The 15,485-nt window shown below is 66.0% G+C and carries 15 protein-coding genes and 1 pseudogene; 8 read left to right on the forward strand and 8 right to left on the reverse strand.

Annotation, left to right across the window (positions count from 1 at the left end; all coding sequences use genetic code 11):
- Window positions 1-104: 104 nt before the first annotated feature.
- Entirely contained in the window at window positions 105-827 is a 723-nt protein-coding gene (locus AWC17_RS01020; RefSeq protein WP_425270845.1) for a class I SAM-dependent methyltransferase, read from the forward strand.
- Between the two features lie 7 nt (window positions 828-834).
- Here the strand turns inward: AWC17_RS01020 and AWC17_RS01025 are convergent, their stop codons facing one another.
- Window positions 835-1,422: a TIGR03086 family metal-binding protein gene (locus AWC17_RS01025; protein WP_046182444.1), complete on the reverse strand. Its 588-nt coding sequence runs from the start codon at window positions 1,420-1,422 to the stop codon at window positions 835-837.
- Window positions 1,423-1,533: 111 nt separating this feature from the next.
- On the opposite strand from AWC17_RS01025, the gene AWC17_RS01030 reads away from it, so the two are divergent.
- From AWC17_RS01030 to AWC17_RS01040, 3 genes are all read left to right on the forward strand, one after another.
- Window positions 1,534-2,421: a DMT family transporter gene (locus AWC17_RS01030; RefSeq protein WP_046182453.1), complete on the forward strand. Its 888-nt coding sequence runs from the start codon at window positions 1,534-1,536 to the stop codon at window positions 2,419-2,421.
- A gap of 258 nt (window positions 2,422-2,679) precedes the next feature.
- Window positions 2,680-4,014 (forward strand): magnesium transporter MgtE N-terminal domain-containing protein, encoded by a 1,335-nt coding sequence (locus AWC17_RS01035; protein ID WP_046182445.1) that lies wholly within the window; start codon window positions 2,680-2,682, stop codon window positions 4,012-4,014.
- A gap of 29 nt (window positions 4,015-4,043) precedes the next feature.
- Window positions 4,044-5,696, forward strand: coding sequence for an NRAMP family divalent metal transporter (locus AWC17_RS01040; protein ID WP_046182454.1), 1,653 nt, complete (start codon window positions 4,044-4,046; stop codon window positions 5,694-5,696).
- Here AWC17_RS01040 and AWC17_RS01045 read toward each other — a convergent pair.
- Window positions 5,686-6,708 carry a TIGR03617 family F420-dependent LLM class oxidoreductase gene (locus AWC17_RS01045; RefSeq protein ID WP_046182446.1) on the reverse strand — a complete coding sequence of 341 codons (1,023 nt, stop codon included), beginning with the start codon at window positions 6,706-6,708 and terminating at the stop codon, window positions 5,686-5,688. The genes AWC17_RS01040 and AWC17_RS01045 overlap by 11 nt on opposite strands.
- Before the next feature lie 166 nt (window positions 6,709-6,874).
- Between AWC17_RS01045 and AWC17_RS34065 the strand changes: the two genes are divergently transcribed.
- Window positions 6,875-7,099: an excalibur calcium-binding domain-containing protein gene (locus AWC17_RS34065; protein WP_414738952.1), complete on the forward strand. Its 225-nt coding sequence runs from the start codon at window positions 6,875-6,877 to the stop codon at window positions 7,097-7,099.
- 15 nt (window positions 7,100-7,114) lie between these two features.
- Window positions 7,115-7,627 (forward strand): hypothetical protein, encoded by a 513-nt coding sequence (locus AWC17_RS01055; protein ID WP_052742717.1) that lies wholly within the window; start codon window positions 7,115-7,117, stop codon window positions 7,625-7,627.
- A gap of 21 nt (window positions 7,628-7,648) precedes the next feature.
- On the opposite strand, the gene AWC17_RS01060 is transcribed toward AWC17_RS01055, so the two are convergent.
- Both AWC17_RS01060 and htpG read right to left on the reverse strand, forming a co-directional pair.
- Window positions 7,649-7,864: a hypothetical protein gene (locus AWC17_RS01060; protein WP_046182448.1), complete on the reverse strand. Its 216-nt coding sequence runs from the start codon at window positions 7,862-7,864 to the stop codon at window positions 7,649-7,651.
- 105 nt (window positions 7,865-7,969) lie between these two features.
- The gene (htpG, locus tag AWC17_RS01065) at window positions 7,970-9,916 is read right to left on the reverse strand and encodes a molecular chaperone HtpG (RefSeq protein ID WP_046182449.1); all 1,947 of its coding nucleotides are present in this window, start codon (window positions 9,914-9,916) and stop codon (window positions 7,970-7,972) included.
- A 123-nt stretch (window positions 9,917-10,039) separates the two neighbouring features.
- Between htpG and AWC17_RS01070 the strand changes: the two genes are divergently transcribed.
- Window positions 10,040-10,660 carry a TIGR03085 family metal-binding protein gene (locus AWC17_RS01070; RefSeq protein WP_047323957.1) on the forward strand — a complete coding sequence of 207 codons (621 nt, stop codon included), beginning with the start codon at window positions 10,040-10,042 and terminating at the stop codon, window positions 10,658-10,660.
- Here AWC17_RS01070 and AWC17_RS01075 read toward each other — a convergent pair.
- The 4 genes and pseudogenes from AWC17_RS01075 to AWC17_RS01090 all read right to left on the reverse strand — a co-directional run.
- Window positions 10,655-11,273 (reverse strand): annotated as a pseudogene (locus AWC17_RS01075) (nitrilase-related carbon-nitrogen hydrolase); the annotation flags it as partial. The gene AWC17_RS01070 and the pseudogene AWC17_RS01075 overlap by 6 nt on opposite strands.
- Window position 11,274: 1 nt before the next feature.
- On the reverse strand, window positions 11,275-12,825 hold the full coding sequence (locus AWC17_RS01080) for a class I adenylate-forming enzyme family protein (protein WP_046185953.1): 1,551 nt from the start codon (window positions 12,823-12,825) through the stop codon (window positions 11,275-11,277).
- Window positions 12,822-13,667 (reverse strand): acyl-CoA thioesterase domain-containing protein, encoded by an 846-nt coding sequence (locus AWC17_RS01085; protein WP_046185952.1) that lies wholly within the window; start codon window positions 13,665-13,667, stop codon window positions 12,822-12,824. Before AWC17_RS01085 ends, AWC17_RS01080 begins: the two co-directional genes overlap by 4 nt.
- 135 nt (window positions 13,668-13,802) lie before the next feature.
- Window positions 13,803-14,540, reverse strand: a complete 738-nt coding sequence (locus AWC17_RS01090; RefSeq protein WP_046185951.1) for a VIT1/CCC1 transporter family protein — start codon at window positions 14,538-14,540, stop codon at window positions 13,803-13,805.
- Between the two features lie 173 nt (window positions 14,541-14,713).
- Between AWC17_RS01090 and AWC17_RS32980 the strand changes: the two genes are divergently transcribed.
- The gene (locus AWC17_RS32980; protein ID WP_046185950.1) at window positions 14,714-15,238 is read left to right on the forward strand and encodes a hypothetical protein; all 525 of its coding nucleotides are present in this window, start codon (window positions 14,714-14,716) and stop codon (window positions 15,236-15,238) included.
- Window positions 15,239-15,485: the final 247 nt, after the last annotated feature.

Consider the following 15,485-nt stretch of genomic DNA (forward strand, 5'->3'; position numbering starts at 1 on the left):
TCCAATTATCCCTTGCAGGACAGGCACTTTCGCGTATCTACACCCCGACACTCACAATAATCCACGAAAAATCCGGGTTAGCGGCCGATGCCGACAAAACCCTTATCGATGACGGTTTCGCCAAGGAATTGTTCAGCCGCATCGATTACGACTGGCGCAAGACCGGTGTCACGGCACGCAATGCTCCCGCCGGCACCGCACGCAGAGCCTATTTCGACCATTGGGCGCGTCATTTCCTGGCACTGCACGACAGTGCGGTAGTGCTGCACCTCGGCTGCGGGCTGGACGATCTCGTATTCCGGCTCGACCCCGGCCCTGACGTCGAGTGGTACGACGTCGACTACCGCGAAGTCATCGCCCTGGTGACGCAACTGTATCCGGCTCGGAAGCACTACCACCCCGTCGCGGCGTCCGTCACCGATCCGGCGTGGTTGACCGACATCCCGGGCGACCGACCGGTGCTTCTCATCGCGCAAGGCCTGACCTATTACCTGACCGAAGACGACGGGATCGCATTGCTACGCCGAGTGGTCGAGCACTTCCCCTCGGGGGAAATGTGTTTCGATGTATGGAATTGGCTCAGCATCAAGCTGCAAAAACTCAACCCGGTCGTCCGGCACTCAGGGGCCACGCTGCACTGGGCGGTCAACGAGCCCAGCGATATCCTCGACGCCGTCCCAGGTGTTCGCCTGCTGGAGGCGATCTCTTTCTTCGAGACCGACGAGTTCAAACAACTGCCCAGTGCTGTTTACCGTGCTCTCGGAAAGATGATGCGGGCGGTCCCGACGCTGCGGAATGTCGCGCAATTGCACCGATACGCGTTCTGAATTGGACTCAGCCGCCGCCGTCGATCGAGCGACCGAGGTAGGCCATGAGTCGCGCAGTCGGCGTCGCATCATCCTGCGCGGCTTGGGCCGGCCCGAAGCCGCCCGGTCGTCGCAACAGGTGCTCCGGCACCGACTCCACCAGCCCGCGGCACAGCCCTAGCAGGTCCGCGGGCAGCTCGATCAGCCGCCCTTGTGAGCGATGGATGTCCCAGGCGTGCATGGCCAGGTCCGAGACCGGATAGGTCAGCGCCCGGCGCAACGGAACCTCACCTTCCGGTGACCTCCGCATCCCGTCGAGGTCGGCGCCCGGCAGGGCGTCCTCTAGCCGCGTTGCCAGCTCGCGAAGCCGCGCCGTCGGGTCGTCGCATACCCAGTCCGACGGCTGCGACGGATGGTCCCAGACCTCGCCGTCCTCCACGAGCGTCACGACTTTCGCTGCGCTGCCGGTGACATGACCGACGAGCTCGCGCAAGCTCCAGCCTTCGAGATTGGACGGCTGGTCCCAACTCTCCGGCGGAATCTGGTCGACGGCGTCGATGAGCAGATTGATCGCCTCGGTGGCCAGCACGCCGATCCGGGAGGTCGTGTCATCCATGGCGTGTATCTCCTTGAAACGCCGTAGTTCCGCATGCGGCCCTAGCGGGCATCCGTGGTCGCGTACCGTCCAGAAGTCTAGGTCGCAATGCCGGTTACACAGGAGGTCCGCTTGGGCAAAACAGACATCGCGGCGGTTCTTGCGGTCGCGGCCGCCCTGATGGTCGGTATCGGAGACGTCATCCAGCAGCGATCCGCCCAACAGGTCACCGACAAGCCAGTTGGCACCCTCGCGCTGTTTCGCCGGCTGCTGCGCGATCGCCGATGGTGGACGGGCAGCCTGGTGGCCGGCGCCGGGTTCGGGTTCCAGGCCGCGGCGCTGGGCCTGGGTTCGGTGGTGCTCGTTCAGTCGATATTGGTGACGTCGTTGCTGTTCGCGTTGCTCGTCAGCGCCCGGGTGAACCACCGGAGAATCACTGCGCGGCAAGGGATCTGGGCCGTGTTGCTGGCGGCCGCGGTTGCAGTGGTGGTCACGGTCGGCGACCCCCAGGAGGGGACGCCGCGAGGGTCGGTGCAAACCTGGACCATCGTGGCGTTGGTCATGGGTCCGGCGCTGATCCTGTGCGTGATCGGCGCGCGCATGTTCCCGGGTCCGGTCGGCGCACTGTTGTTAGGCCTGATGTCCGGCTCGTTGTGGGGGCTGTTTTCCGTGCTGACCAAGGGCGTGGTCGACCAGGTCGATCGCGGCATCCCGGCCCTCCTGCGCCTACCCGAGCTGTACGTGTGGGTGGTGGTGGCGATCGCGGCCACGGCCTGGGAGCAGTCAGCGTTTCGGGCGGGGCCGCTCACGGCGTCGCTTCCGGCGGTGACCGTCGCCGAGCCCGTCGTCGGATCGGTGCTCGGTGTCACCGTGCTGGGCGAGACGCTACGGACCAACGACGTCGGCCTGGTGGCACTCGGCCTGTCGGTCGCGGTGATGGCGGCGGCGACGCTGGTGCTGGCCCACAGCCAGGCCACCTCCACCCCGCCGGCCGACGAAAAGCCCGCAGTATCGGCCTGATCTGTCCTGCGCTCATTCGCGAAATAGCTTCTGAATAGCCGACGTGCCCGCCGAACCTCGATGGCCGCCCGTCGTTCACCTAGCAGCGGTAGCCACTCGCCGCGACCACGGCGTACGATCTTGCGGCCGAGCCCGGTCGAGCGACGACACTTGCGCCACCACCGATCCTGGCGGTAAGCCGTAGCTGCACACGATGACGCGACACGGTTTCGTGCAGCCCGCTCGAAGGGTCGGTCGCGGGGTGTCGAGGAGGAGCGAATGAGCACGTCGGAGACGGCCGAACGTGGCGGGGAGCGGCCGGTGATTCACCTCTCGCAGTTACTGCGCGCGCCCGTGCTGGCGCGCGCCGGGGAAACCGTGGGCCGGGTCGAGGACGTGATCGTGCGGCTGAGGGGCACCGACGAGTACCCCCTGGTGACCGGGATCGTTGCCGGGGTCGGCGGCCGGCGAGTGTTCATCGGCGTCAAATCCATCGATGATTTCGCCACGGACCGAGTTCTGTTGACCAAGAACAAGGTTGACCTTCGCGGTTTCGAGCGCCGCAACGGCGAGGTGCTGTTGCGCGCCGATGTGTTGGGCCACCGGTTGATCGACGTGGCCAACGTGGAGCTGATACGGGCCTATGACGTGGAGCTGGAAGATACCGGCGCCGGATGGATGCTGACGCGCGTGGACACCCGACGGCCGCCACGGTTGTTCGGGTTGATCAAGCCGTCCGGCGGGCATGCGGCTCGTGATTGGAAGGCATTCGAACCGCTGATCGGCGACGCTCGCTCCGACGCCGTGCGGCGCCTGTCGGACCGATTCGGCGAGTTCAAAGCCGCCGAGATCGCCGACCTTCTCGAGGAGGCGGACAAGGCCGAGGGTGGCGAGATCCTGGACCGGGTGCGCAGCGATCCGGAACTGGAAGCCGACGTGTTCGAAGAACTGGAGCCGGAAAAAGCCAGCCGGCTCCTCGATGGCATGCCTGACGACGAGGTCGCCGCGCTGCTGGGCCGGATGCGGGCCGACGATGCCGCCGACGCGATCGCCGACCTGCGCCAGTCGCGGCGGCGGCGCGTGCTGGAGTTGATGCCGGGCCCGCAGCGCACCAAGGTCATCACCTTGATGGGCTTCAATCCCGAAAGCGCCGGCGGGCTGATGAACGTCGACTTCGTCTCGTGCACCACCGCCACCACGGCGGCGGAAGCGTTGGGGCTGATCGCCACCGCCCACATCATCCAGCCGGAGGCGCTCATCAAAGTGCATGTCGTCGATGAGGAGCGACGGCTCGACGGCGTGGTCTCGGTGATCACGCTGTTGCAGGCCCCGGGTGGTGAAACCCTTGAGCGGCTGATGGATTCCGACCCGGTGCGGGTCACCCCCGACGCCGACCTGACGGACGTCGCCCTGTTGATGGCCGACTTCAACCTCTACTCCATCCCGGTCGTCGACGACCAGGACCGCGTGCTCGGGGTGGTCACCGTCGACGACGTGCTCGAGGCAACCATCCCCGAGGACTGGCGTCGGCGTGAACCCGCGCCGCGTCCCGTCCGCGAGCTAGCCGAACCCGGTGACCACAACACGCGCGTGCCGGGAGGTAACGCGCTGTGACCGAAGGTCGCGAAGAGACCGGCCGGCCCATGGCAGCCGCGGTCGAAGTCGGGGCCACCGCGCCGCCCGCACCAAGGCGCAGCGCGGTGCTCGACACCGCGCATCTGGGTGATATCGAGGGTGCGTTCGGACGGATCAGCGTCGGCGAAACCGAGCACGCCCGCACGTGGAAGACACGATTCCTGACCCTGCTCGCGATCGTCGGCCCCGGAATCATCGTGATGGTCGGCGATAACGACGCCGGCGGCGTGGCCACCTACGCCCAGGCCGGGCAGAACTACGGCTACTCCCTGCTGTGGGTGCTGCTGCTGTTGATACCGGTGCTGATCGTCAACCAGGAAATGGTGGTCCGGCTCGGGGCGGTCACGGGCGTCGGACACGCGCGGCTGATCAACGAACGTTTCGGCCGCGGCTGGGGCTGGTTTTCGGTCGGCGACCTCTTCCTGCTCAACTTCTTGACAATCGTCACCGAGTTCATCGGTATCACCCTGGCCGCCCAGTACATCGGCGTCTCCAAATACGTTGTGGTGCCTGTCTCGGCGGCGGCACTGGTCGCGATCATGGCAAGCGGGAGCTTCCGGCGCTGGGAGCGCGCCATGTTCATCTTCATCGCTGTCACCCTGCTGCAAATCCCGATGCTGCTGATGTCCCACCCACAGTGGGGACACGCGGCGAAATCCCTGGTGATACCGAGCATTTCGGGTGGCGTGAGCTCGGATGCGGTGCTGCTCATCATCGCCATCGTCGGCACCACCGTGGCGCCCTGGCAGCTGTTCTTCCAGCAGTCCAACGTCGTCGACAAACGCATCACCCCGCGCTTCATCGGCTACGAACGCGCCGACACCGTGCTGGGTGCCTTCGTCGTCGTCATCGGCGCCGCGGCGCTGGTGATGACCGGCGAATGGGCGGCCCGCTCCACCAACACCGTCGGAGGCTTCACCGACGCCGGCGCTATCGCACGCCTACTCGGCGAACATCGGGCGACGCTCGGCTCGATCTTTGCGATCGTGCTGATGGACGCCTCGATCATCGGCGCCGCCGCCGTAACCCTGGCCACCAGTTACGCCTTCGGTGACGTGTTCGGCCTGAAGCACTCGCTGCACCGCGGTTTTGCCGACGCCAAGCAGTTCTACCTGTCCTATACCGCGATGGTGGTGGTGGCCGCGGCGATCGTGCTGATTCCCGGCGCCCCTCTCGGGCTGATCACCACGGCCGTGCAGGCCCTTGCCGGCCTTCTGCTGCCCAGCGCCAGCGTCTTCTTACTCCTGCTGTGCAACGACCGGGAAGTGTTGGGGCCGTGGGTCAATCGCCCATGGCTCAACTGGGTCGCCGGATTGATCGTCGGCACACTGCTCTTACTGTCCGGAATCCTGATGGCCACCACGCTGTTCCGCGACCTCAACGTCGTGGCGGTGGCCGGCTACCTGGCCCTGGTCCTGGTGGTTCTCGCCGCTGCGGCGGTACCCGTGCTGCGCTGGATGGCCCGCCGACAACCCGCAGCCCCCGCGCCACGACTCCCGGTACGCGGAGTCGACCGCAACACGTGGCGAATGCCGCCCCTGACGCTACTCGAGCCGGTCACCTGGTCACCCGGCACCCGACTCGGCATGATCGCGCTGCGCGCCTACCTGATCGTCGGCGCACTGCTATTGGTGGTCAAGGCAATACAACTCAGTCACTGACGACTTGCATCCGGCGGGCCACCTCGCCGTACCGCTCGAAACGCTCCGGATCGCCCACGGCGTTGTAAAGCACCAGGCGCGTGGCCTTTCCGGCATATTTCTCGGTCAGGGCGTCGGCCAACCCGTCCCACGTCGACTCGGTGGCGAAGGCGGCGATGTGGTCGTCGCTGACCTGGGCCGCCATGCCGGCGATGTCCCCGGCCTTCTGCTTCTCACGAATCCGGGCGGTCGTGCCCTCGAACCCGGCCTGATCCCAGATGAACGCGTAGTTGGGTGTGCTGCCGTAGAAGGCCATGCTGGCCCGCACCACTTCCCGTTGCTTGTCGCGCTCCTCATCGCTGTCGCCGACGATTGTCATCACCGGCACGATCACTGCGAGGTCCGACGGTGAGCGTCCCGCCTTCACCGCTCCTTCGGCGATGCTCGGCAGGACGTGACGGGCGATGTAGCCCGGCTCGCCGATCGGATGCACGTGCACGCCGTCGGCCACTTCGCCCGCCATCCGCAGCATCCACGGATTGACCGCTGCGATATCGACTTTCGGATCGGGCGCCGCGATGGGACCCGGGCTCCATTGTGGGGTGATGAAGTCGAGGTCGTAGAAGTCGCCGTGGTGCTCGAGCGTCCCGGATCGGAACGCCGCAAAGCACGCCTTGACCGCGAATAGGTAGTCGCGCAGTCGCGGGCCGGGCCGCTCGAACGCCACGCCGTAGCGCCGGACGACGTGGGTGCGCACCTGGGTGCCCAGCCCCAGCCGAAAGTTTCCGCCGGTTGCTTCCTGAAGCTCCCAGGCCGTGGCCGCCGTGACGAAGGGACTGCGCGGGAAGGCCACCGCCACTCCCGTGGACAGCTCGAGGCCGGGCGCGGCCTGCGACGCCACGGCAGCGTTGAGGTAGGCCGTGCGCCCCGTCTCGGTGAACAACAAACCGGAGAATCCGGCGGATTGCGTTCGCCGGGCCAGGTCGCCGATCTGGTGTAGCGGCTGCGGGACCGTCATCGCGTCGACGTGCATGGTCGGAGCCTACGTGGGGCCGAGCGCTGTCCGGGTCGCGGGACATCCGCGCCGGCGATATCAGCCTCTTGCTGGGCGACGGCTTCACGGTGTTAGCTCTGTAGTCATCAGCAACCACCGCCGTTTCGCTAATGGGAGGCTCCCGAACATGCTTCGTGGATTGATCATGGTTGGAGCAATCGCAGTGGGGATTGCCCTGGCTCCCCCTGCCCCGGCCGCCCCGTCGACGACGACAAGCTCACCCTCACCGACGACAGGTGGCAGCGTTTACTACCCGAACTGCAAAGCGGCATGCGCCGCCGGCGCCGCCCCGATCTACGCGGGACAGCCGGGATACCGGGCCCCGCTCGATCGCGACGGCGACGGCATCGCGTGCGAAGTCTGCCACTGAAGTCGGTCGCGCTCGATGTCTACGCCAACCGTGCGATTGATCGCCGTAATCTCGATGGCGTGTGCGGGTCTGATGGCTTGCGGGTCGCAGCACGCCGCACCGCCGGCCGCATCCAGTTCAAGCACGACGAAGTCGTCGACGCCTCCCAGCTCGAGCGCACCCGCCAGCCCAGTCGTCTCGCCCACTACCACCACGCCTACGTGCGTCGGATTATCGATCTGCCCGCCACCGCCGCCGGACGCCGAGGGAAATCCCGCGTGCTACTACGCCGACGGGTGGCACGCCGACGACTCGGGCGCCGGGATCGAGGTGTGGTACTTCCATGACCCGAAGAGCCCGCCCAAACCCGAGAAGGTCACGGCGCTAGTGCGCAAGAAGGATGGCACCAGCGAATCGCAGGACGCCGACATCGAGGCCGGCCAACAGGTGCACCGCTTCGGATTCCCCACCGTCGCGCCGTCCACGGTTCAAGAGGTCTTCTTCACCAGCAGCAGCGGCCGCTGCTTCGTCATCGGGCCCGGCGGCTGACGCCCGGGGTTCCGTAAGTGGCTAGCGCCTCCGCGGGCGGTGGCTCACTGGAGCGGTGAAGCCTTGGGTGTCGTCGAAGTGAGCCCACTGCCCGTCGTCGTTGACTTCCATGCGCCAACCCAGCTCTGTATTGCCGCCGATCGAATGGGTGAACCATGCGTGCGCGGACTCCGCGTTGGCAAAATTCTTCGTCGCGACGACCCGCCCACGTGGGTCGATGACGCGAAACTCAGCCATGGGATGTGATTATCCCTGGCAGCGGCTTTTCAATCGAGCCAATCGCCCATTTGCGGTCAAAGCCGACAGCGAACGCTCCTATCGCAGATCTTGCAAAATCCCGCGCTACACGGTGCGGGTCAATCGGTCAGCGAGCAGCTCGGCGAACCTCGCCGGATCGTCGAGCGCGCCGCCTTCGGCGAGAAGTGCTGTGCCGTAGAGCAATTCGGCGGTCTCGGCCACCTCGGCGAGTGCAGCGTCGCCGTCCGCCTTCTTTTGCGCCTCACGCAGGCCGGTGACCAGCGGATGGTTCGGATTGAGTTCGAGAATCCGCTTGCCGACCGGGATGTCCTGTCCGGACGCACGGTAGAGTCGCGCAAGCGCGGGGGTGATTCCGAAGGCGTCCGTGATCAGGCAGGCCGGCGAGTCCGTCAGGCGGCTGGAAAGCCGTACTTCCTTGACGTGTTCGCTCAGCGTCTCCTTCATCCAGGTCAGCAGGTCGGCGAAGTCCTTCTGCTGCTCCTCCCGCTCGGCCTCGCTCTGGTCGCCTTCGGAGCTGAGGTCCACCTCGCCCTTGGCGACCGACTGCAGGGGTTTGCCGTCGAACTCGGTCACGGTCCCCACCCAGACTTCGTCGACCGGGTCGGTGAGCAGCAAGACCTCGTAGCCCTTGGCTTTGAAGGCCTCGAGGTGCGGCGACTTCAGGATCTGTTGCCGTGTCTCCCCGGTGGCGAAGAAGATCTGCTCCTGGCCCTCCTTCATGCGCTGCACGTATTCGGCGAGGGTGGTGGCCTCCTCCTCGCTGTGCGTCGAGGCGAATGAGGATATCTGCAGCAGGGTGTCGCGGTTGTCGAAGTCCGACAGCAACCCCTCTTTGAGGACTCTGCCGAATTGGGTCCAGAAGGTGCGGTAGTCGTCGGGCCGCTCGGACTGCAGCTCCTTGATGGTGGAGAGGACCTTCTTGGTCAGCCGGCGGCGGATGGCCTTGATCTGCCGATCCTGCTGCAGGATTTCGCGCGACACGTTGAGCGACATGTCCTGTGCGTCGACGACGCCCTTGACGAAGCGCAAGTATTCGGGCATGAGCTGGTCGCAGTCACCCATGATGAACACCCGCTTGACGTACAGCTGGATGCCCATCTGGGCGTCGCGGTTGAACAGGTCGAACGGGGCGTGGGACGGGATGAACAGCAAGGCCTGGTATTCGAAGGTGCCCTCTGCCTTCATCGCGATGATTTCGAGCGGGTCGTCCCAGGCGTGCGCGACGTGCTTGTAGAACTCCTTGTACTCCTCCTCGGAGACCTCTTCCTTGGGCCGGGCCCACAGCGCCTTCATCGAGTTGAGGGTCTCGACTTCTTTGGTGACAGTCTCCTCGCCACCCGCCCCTTCCTCGTCCGAGGTGGCCGGTTCTCGTCGTTCGACCTCCATCCGGATGGGCCAGGCGATGAAGTCGGAATACTTCTTGACCAGGCCCCGGATCTTCCACTCCGAGGTGTAGTCGTGCAGCTCATCCTCGGCGTCTTCGGGCTTGAGGTGCAGGGTCACCGATGTTCCCTGCGGAGCGCTGTCGACGGCTTCGATGGTGTAGGTGCCCTCGCCGCTCGATTCCCACCTGGTGGCTTCGCTCTCGCCGGCCTTGCGGGTGAGCAGTTCGACCTTGTCGGCGACCATGAAGCTCGAGTAGAAACCGATGCCGAATTGACCGATCAGTTCCTCTGAGGCGGCATCGTTTTTGGCCTCGCGTAATTGCTGCCGCAGCTCGGCGGTGCCCGACTTGGCCAGGGTGCCGATCAGTCCCACCACCTCGTCGCGGGTCATGCCGATGCCGTTGTCGCGGATGGTGAGCGTCCGTGCGCTTTTGTCGACGTCGATCTCGATGTGCAGATCGGAGGTGTCGACGTCGAGTTCTTTGTTCCGGAAGGCCTCGAGCCGCAACTTGTCCAGTGCGTCGGAAGCGTTCGAGATCAGCTCCCGCAGAAACGAATCCTTGTTGGAGTAGACGGAGTGGACCATCAGGTCCAGCAGTTGTCGTGCTTCCGCCTGAAATTCCAGCTGCTCGACACGCGAGTTCATGAGATTCCCTACGTCGCTTCCCAGGTCCGATGAAGGACATTGACGCTTCAAATTTACCGAGATGCGAGGAGCACGCGTCCGGGGGTTCGCCTGGGACCGTCACGCCGGGCCTAGGCTGAAGAGATGTCTGTTGCTCAACGCGAACGAGCCGCCCTCGTGGAGACCATGCGCGCCGTCGGGCCGGAGGCGCCCACCTTGTGCGAAGGGTGGAAGACGCGGGACCTCGCCGCCCACCTCGTCATCCGGGAGTACCGGCCCGACGCCGCTCCGGGCATCGTGATCCCGTTCTTCGCCTCGCACACCGAGAAGGTGCAGAACCAGGTGGCCGAGCAGGCCGAGTGGGACGAGCTGGTGGACAAGGTCGCGTCCGGCCCGCCGCTTTACTCGCCGTTCAAGCTGCTCGACCCGGTGGCCAATGTCGCGGAGATGTTCATCCACCATGAGGATGTCCGCCGCGCGCAGCCGGGCTGGCAGCCGCGCGTGCTGGAAGCCGACCTGGCCGCCAGGCTGCGCCGCACCCTGCCGCTGATGGCCCGGGTCACGCTCGCCAAGGTGCCGGGCCGGGTGGCGCTGCGCACCCCGGAGGGCAAGACGCTGCTGACCGCGGGACGCGGGCCGGCGGTCACGGTGACCGGTGCGCCCGAGGAGCTGCTGTTGTTCTCGGTCGGGCGATCCGCGCGAGTCGAGTTCGACGGCGACGCGTCGGCGGTCCAGGCCGTCCGCGAGGCGCCAAAGGGGCTGTAGCGGAGCGGTCGCGCAGACAACGAAAGCGCCGGATTCAAGGGCGTGATTGCGGACGCTGATCTCAGTCTGTTCGGCAAACAACTCGCCACCAAAGCATCCCGGAAACATGGCGGAGTGGATCTGCTCGCCGTCGGCGATCAAGGCAAACCGGGCCAGCGGGTTGGAGTGCTCCCAGCAGGCCAACTGACCGACGCGACCGACGGCGCTGTCGACGGCGCACAGCCCACTACCGTCGCCTTGTCCCCAGATCATCCGTTCGTGGTACGTCGGACTGATCTTGCGACGGCGCTGAATCAGGGTGCCGTCGGCGTCGAAGAGCAACTGGGTGTTGAACAGCGAGCCGCCGGCACGTTCGTTCACCCCTATCGAGACCACGATGTCCGCTCGGCGGGCGGCTGCACCGATTGCGTCCGTCGCCAGCGACGGTATCGTCACCGCTTCAGCCATCAACCTCAATTGTTCAGAACTCATTTCGAACGGACGGCTGCATGAACGAGAAGTACGGATAGTACGGATAGTACGGATAGTACGGAATAAAGGTTTCCGGAAAAGTCGCGAATTTCACGCCCTGACAGGCTAATTCGTCGATCTTTTCTCGTGACGTTCTTCCAATATCAACCGAAGGCTTCGCGGAGGTCTTTTTTGATCACTTTGCCGAATTGATTGCGCGGCAGCGCATCAACGATCACCAGGCGCTCGGGATGTTTGTAGCGGCTCAACCCGCGTGAGTGGCAATGCCGCACTAGCGATTCCAGCGACACGTCCTCGTCCGGCGTAGACACCACCACCGCGCAGACCCGCTCGCCGGTGCGTGGGTCGGGGATGCCGATCACCGCGACGTCGGCGACCGCGGGATGGGTGGCCAGCACGTTCTCGACTTCGAGGGCCGACACATTCTCCGCGTTGCGGATGATCGCATCCTTGATGCGGCCGGTCACGCGGACGTTGCCATCCTCGTCGACCAGCCCGAGATCGCCCGTACGGAGCCAGCCCTCCTCGTCGAAGGCGTCGGCGTCGAGCGCGGCGTCCGCGTAGCCGAGAAAGCATTGGGGTCCCTTGAGCCGCAGCTCGCCTTCGTGCCCGACGGGCAGTCTTGCTTCGTCGCTGCCGACCACGCGGACGCTGACCCCCGGTGTCGGCGTGCCGACGGTGTGGTCGAGCGACTCGGGCGCGGCGCTGAGCGACGGTGAGGCCGCCACCGGGAACTCGGTGAGCCCCCACGCGTTGGCGATGCCGGGCAGGCCGAAGGCTTCCCGGACTTGGCGGCCCAGCTCGGCGGTGATGGGCGCGCCGCCGGCCAGGCAGCCTCGGAGGAAGGGGAACAGCGGCTGGTCGCCGTGGGCTCGTTGGGCCTCGAGGAAGCCCACGAAAAACGGGGTTGCCGTGCCGAGAAAAGTGGGGTTGTGCGCCGCGATGGAAAACGGTGTCGTCTCTGGGTCGAACACCTCAAACAGCGCCAACCGCATGCCGGTCTGCAGCGCGGCGGCCAGCATCACCGCCCCGCCGATGTGCGCGACCGGAAAGGCGATGGGATCGACGTCGCTGCTGGTGATGCCGATCGCGCCGACCAGCCCCGTTGCGCCGGCGATCACCGATGCGTCGGTATGGCGGATCCCTTTTGGCGCCGCGGTCGTTCCCGACGTGTAGTAAACCCACCGCGGGTCGGCGGCGGAATTCGGCGGCGGCGCGAGCGCATCTGTGCCTGCGCGGGGCAGCCGAAGCTCGCCGCCCACCGGCGGCGTCGTCAAGTCAACAGTGATGACCTCGAAGCCGCGATCTGCAGACAGGGCCCGTGCCAGCGCACCGTGATCGAATCCGCGCCAAATCTCTGGCACCACAAAGTATTCCGAGGACAGCTGTTGGGTGATGAAGCCGACTTCGTTTTCTCGCAGTATCGGGATGATCGGGTTTTGCACCGCGCCGAGCCGGGCCAGTGCCGCCATGACGACCATGGTCTCCAGCGTGGTCGGCAGCTGCCAGGACACGACCGTTCCCGCGCGTATCCCGCGTTCGGCGAACGCCGCCGCCGTCGAGCACGCGGCATCGTGGAACTGGCGCGCGGTCAGGCTGCGCCCCTTGTCGTCGGCGAGCAGCGGCCGGGTCGATGCCGCCTGCGCCGCGTCGGCGATCAACGTCCAGTAGGTGACGTCGCTTCCGATGCTCATTCGTTCGTCGGATTGACCTGCGTCGGGCGGAATCCGGAGTGCGCTATCGCGACCGACACGGCACTGCCGATCGGGCCCTTGCGGTCGACGAGCACGGCCGATCCGGTGGCCACCCCGTCGTTGCTGTAGTGCGTCAGGGCGGCCATGCCGATGTGGGGCCCTTCCGGCAGCCGGCTCAGCGTGAGCGTGTAATCGGCATTGATGAATTCCAGACCGTTGGTGCCCCAATTGGCAAGGGAGGCGGTGATATCTGCCGCCATGGCCGCGCGGGTGAAGGCACTGAGGGGTTCGCCGTCGATGAGCGATCGGGTCTCATACAGCCAGGTGTATTTCGGCCCTGAGGTGTCGGCCCATTCGGGGTCCGGATTCTGCAGTTCGGTGCCCCAGCCGTAGGTGCGCATGAATAGCGACGGTTGGGCGCCGTCCTCGATGGGCAGCGGCGGCATCTGCAGGTCCTGGGTCCACACGTCGCCTTCGGGCTGGGGGCCACGCCGAAGAAACAGCGCGCTCCCCCGCGCGACGGGTGCGCCACGCTGGGTGAGAACGGCCTCGACGAGCCGCAACCGCCGACGATCATGGTGCACGGTGGTGTGCACCTCGATAGGTTCGAGCGCGGCCGGTGCGGGAAGGTCGACGGTCAGCCGAGCGGGTTGCAGTTGCGGGTCGTCGACCGCGCGTTCGACCGCCCAGCCCAGCAGTCCCCCGACCACGTGCCCGCTGAGCGAAGGACCCCACCCACCGCGCGCGATCTTGTTTGGCACGAAACGGCTTTCGTCGCGCAGAAAATACGGCGTCTGCACCGCTGAATCGACGTCATCGGGCACAAGATTCGTTTCGGTCAATGTGCGACGCTCCGCCCAGAGTTGGGATCCCTCGTGTGAGGATGGCAACAGTAGATATTACAGTTTGAGTTGCAGTCCCAATGGGCCGACCGGTTTCAGGTCAATTCTCTAGCCGAGCAAGGGCGTTGGCGCCCCTCAGGCGATCGCTGTTCCCACCAAGTGGCCGATCGCGTAGGTGATGGACAATGCGAGGCCGCCTCCGACGACGTTGCGGAGCACTGCGCGGCCCTTGGGCGCCCCGCCCACGCCGGCCGACACCGCCCCGGTGATCACCAGCGCGGCGAGTACCGCCGCGGCGGTGATCGGGATTCTCCACGCCGCGGGCGGGGTCAAGATCGCGACCAGCGGCAAGAGGGCGCCGATTGCGAACGACAGTGCCGAGGACGATGCCGCCTGCCAAGGGTTGGTCAGCTCCTCGGGATTGATACGGAGTTCGACTTCGGCATGGGCGAGGAGCGGATTGTGGTCGGTGAGTTCCTCGGCGACGGTGCGGGCGGTCGCCGCGCTCAGGCCCTTCGCTTCATACAGGGCGGCAAGCTCGTCCAACTCGGCCCCCGGATCGTCACGCAGCTCGTGGCGCTCCTTGCGCAGCAGCGCCTTCTCGGTGTCGCGCTGGGTGCTGACCGACACGTATTCGCCCAGCGCCATCGACACCGCCCCGGCGACCAGTCCGGCGCTGCCGGCGGTCAATACCGGAGCGCGTGCCACCGTCGCCGCCGCGACTCCCACCACGATGCCCGCCGTGGACACGATTCCGTCGTTGGCGCCCAGGACTCCGGCGCGCAGCCAATTCAACTTCGACGACACCGAACCCACGTGCGGTTCGGACGGGTGAGGATGCGACGGAGTCGACACGGCCGCAACGATATACATCAAAGACCCGCGCGACTAGCAAACCTAGCCTTGCCAAAGCGATATGCGCGGGGTGCCGCCCAAAACCTGTGCACGGGCCTCGCACAGCCGATACATAGGGAAGCTATCTAGGGTCGGTTTGTGTAAGGGGGGATTCTGAGGAATTCACTTCGCAGCTAGACAGGTGAAGGACTATGAAACTTAAGCAATTACTTGGAGGGATAACCGTCGCCGGCGCTCTGGGCGCTGCCGCGTTGGGTATGGGCGCCGGTGCGGCCAACGCCGCTCCGGGAGGGCCACCGCCTGGTCCGGCAGGCAATCATGGCGGGCCGGCTCCGGGAGGAATCCATCCGCCGAACGCACCCGGTGATCCGGGCGGACCCGGCGGTCCAAGTGGCCCCGGCGGCCCGGGCGGTCCCGGTCACCCAGGCGGACCTCCGGGCGGGCCCGGTGGTCCGGGTGGACCCGATCATCCCGGCGGCCCATGGCACGGAGATGCCCAGCGTGGCTACTTCCGCGGTGCGCCGTGGGGTGACGGACCCGCGCCATGGGGCCCCGGCGAGCCGCCGCGGCCCGATTGGGACCGGCCGCTCCCTCCGCCCGGCGGGCACTGGGGATATGGCCCGATCAACTACTGGGGCTACCAGGAGACTCCCGTGTGGGACCCCGGATTCAATCAGTGGGGCTTCTGGTTCTTCGGAGTCTGGATTCCGCTGTAAACAAGCAGTAAGCACAACGCCCGCTTCGCCACTTGGCGAGGCGGGCGTTGTGCTCTCACCCGAGCTTAGGACGCAGGCGAATCGTTGTGCGGCCCAATCGTTTAAACAGTGCCTGCGAACAACGGCAGTCGCCAGGACAACGACGGGAAAGCGTGCGAGCGTTGCTCTGGCCTCGATTTTGCATGGTAGTTGGTGTGGGCTGGGTCTGATGCCGAGTTGTGGTGCGGGGTGGTGATTTTCGTGTGGC

This window comes from Mycobacterium nebraskense, assembly GCF_002102255.1.
Lineage (GTDB): Bacteria > Actinomycetota > Actinomycetes > Mycobacteriales > Mycobacteriaceae > Mycobacterium > Mycobacterium nebraskense.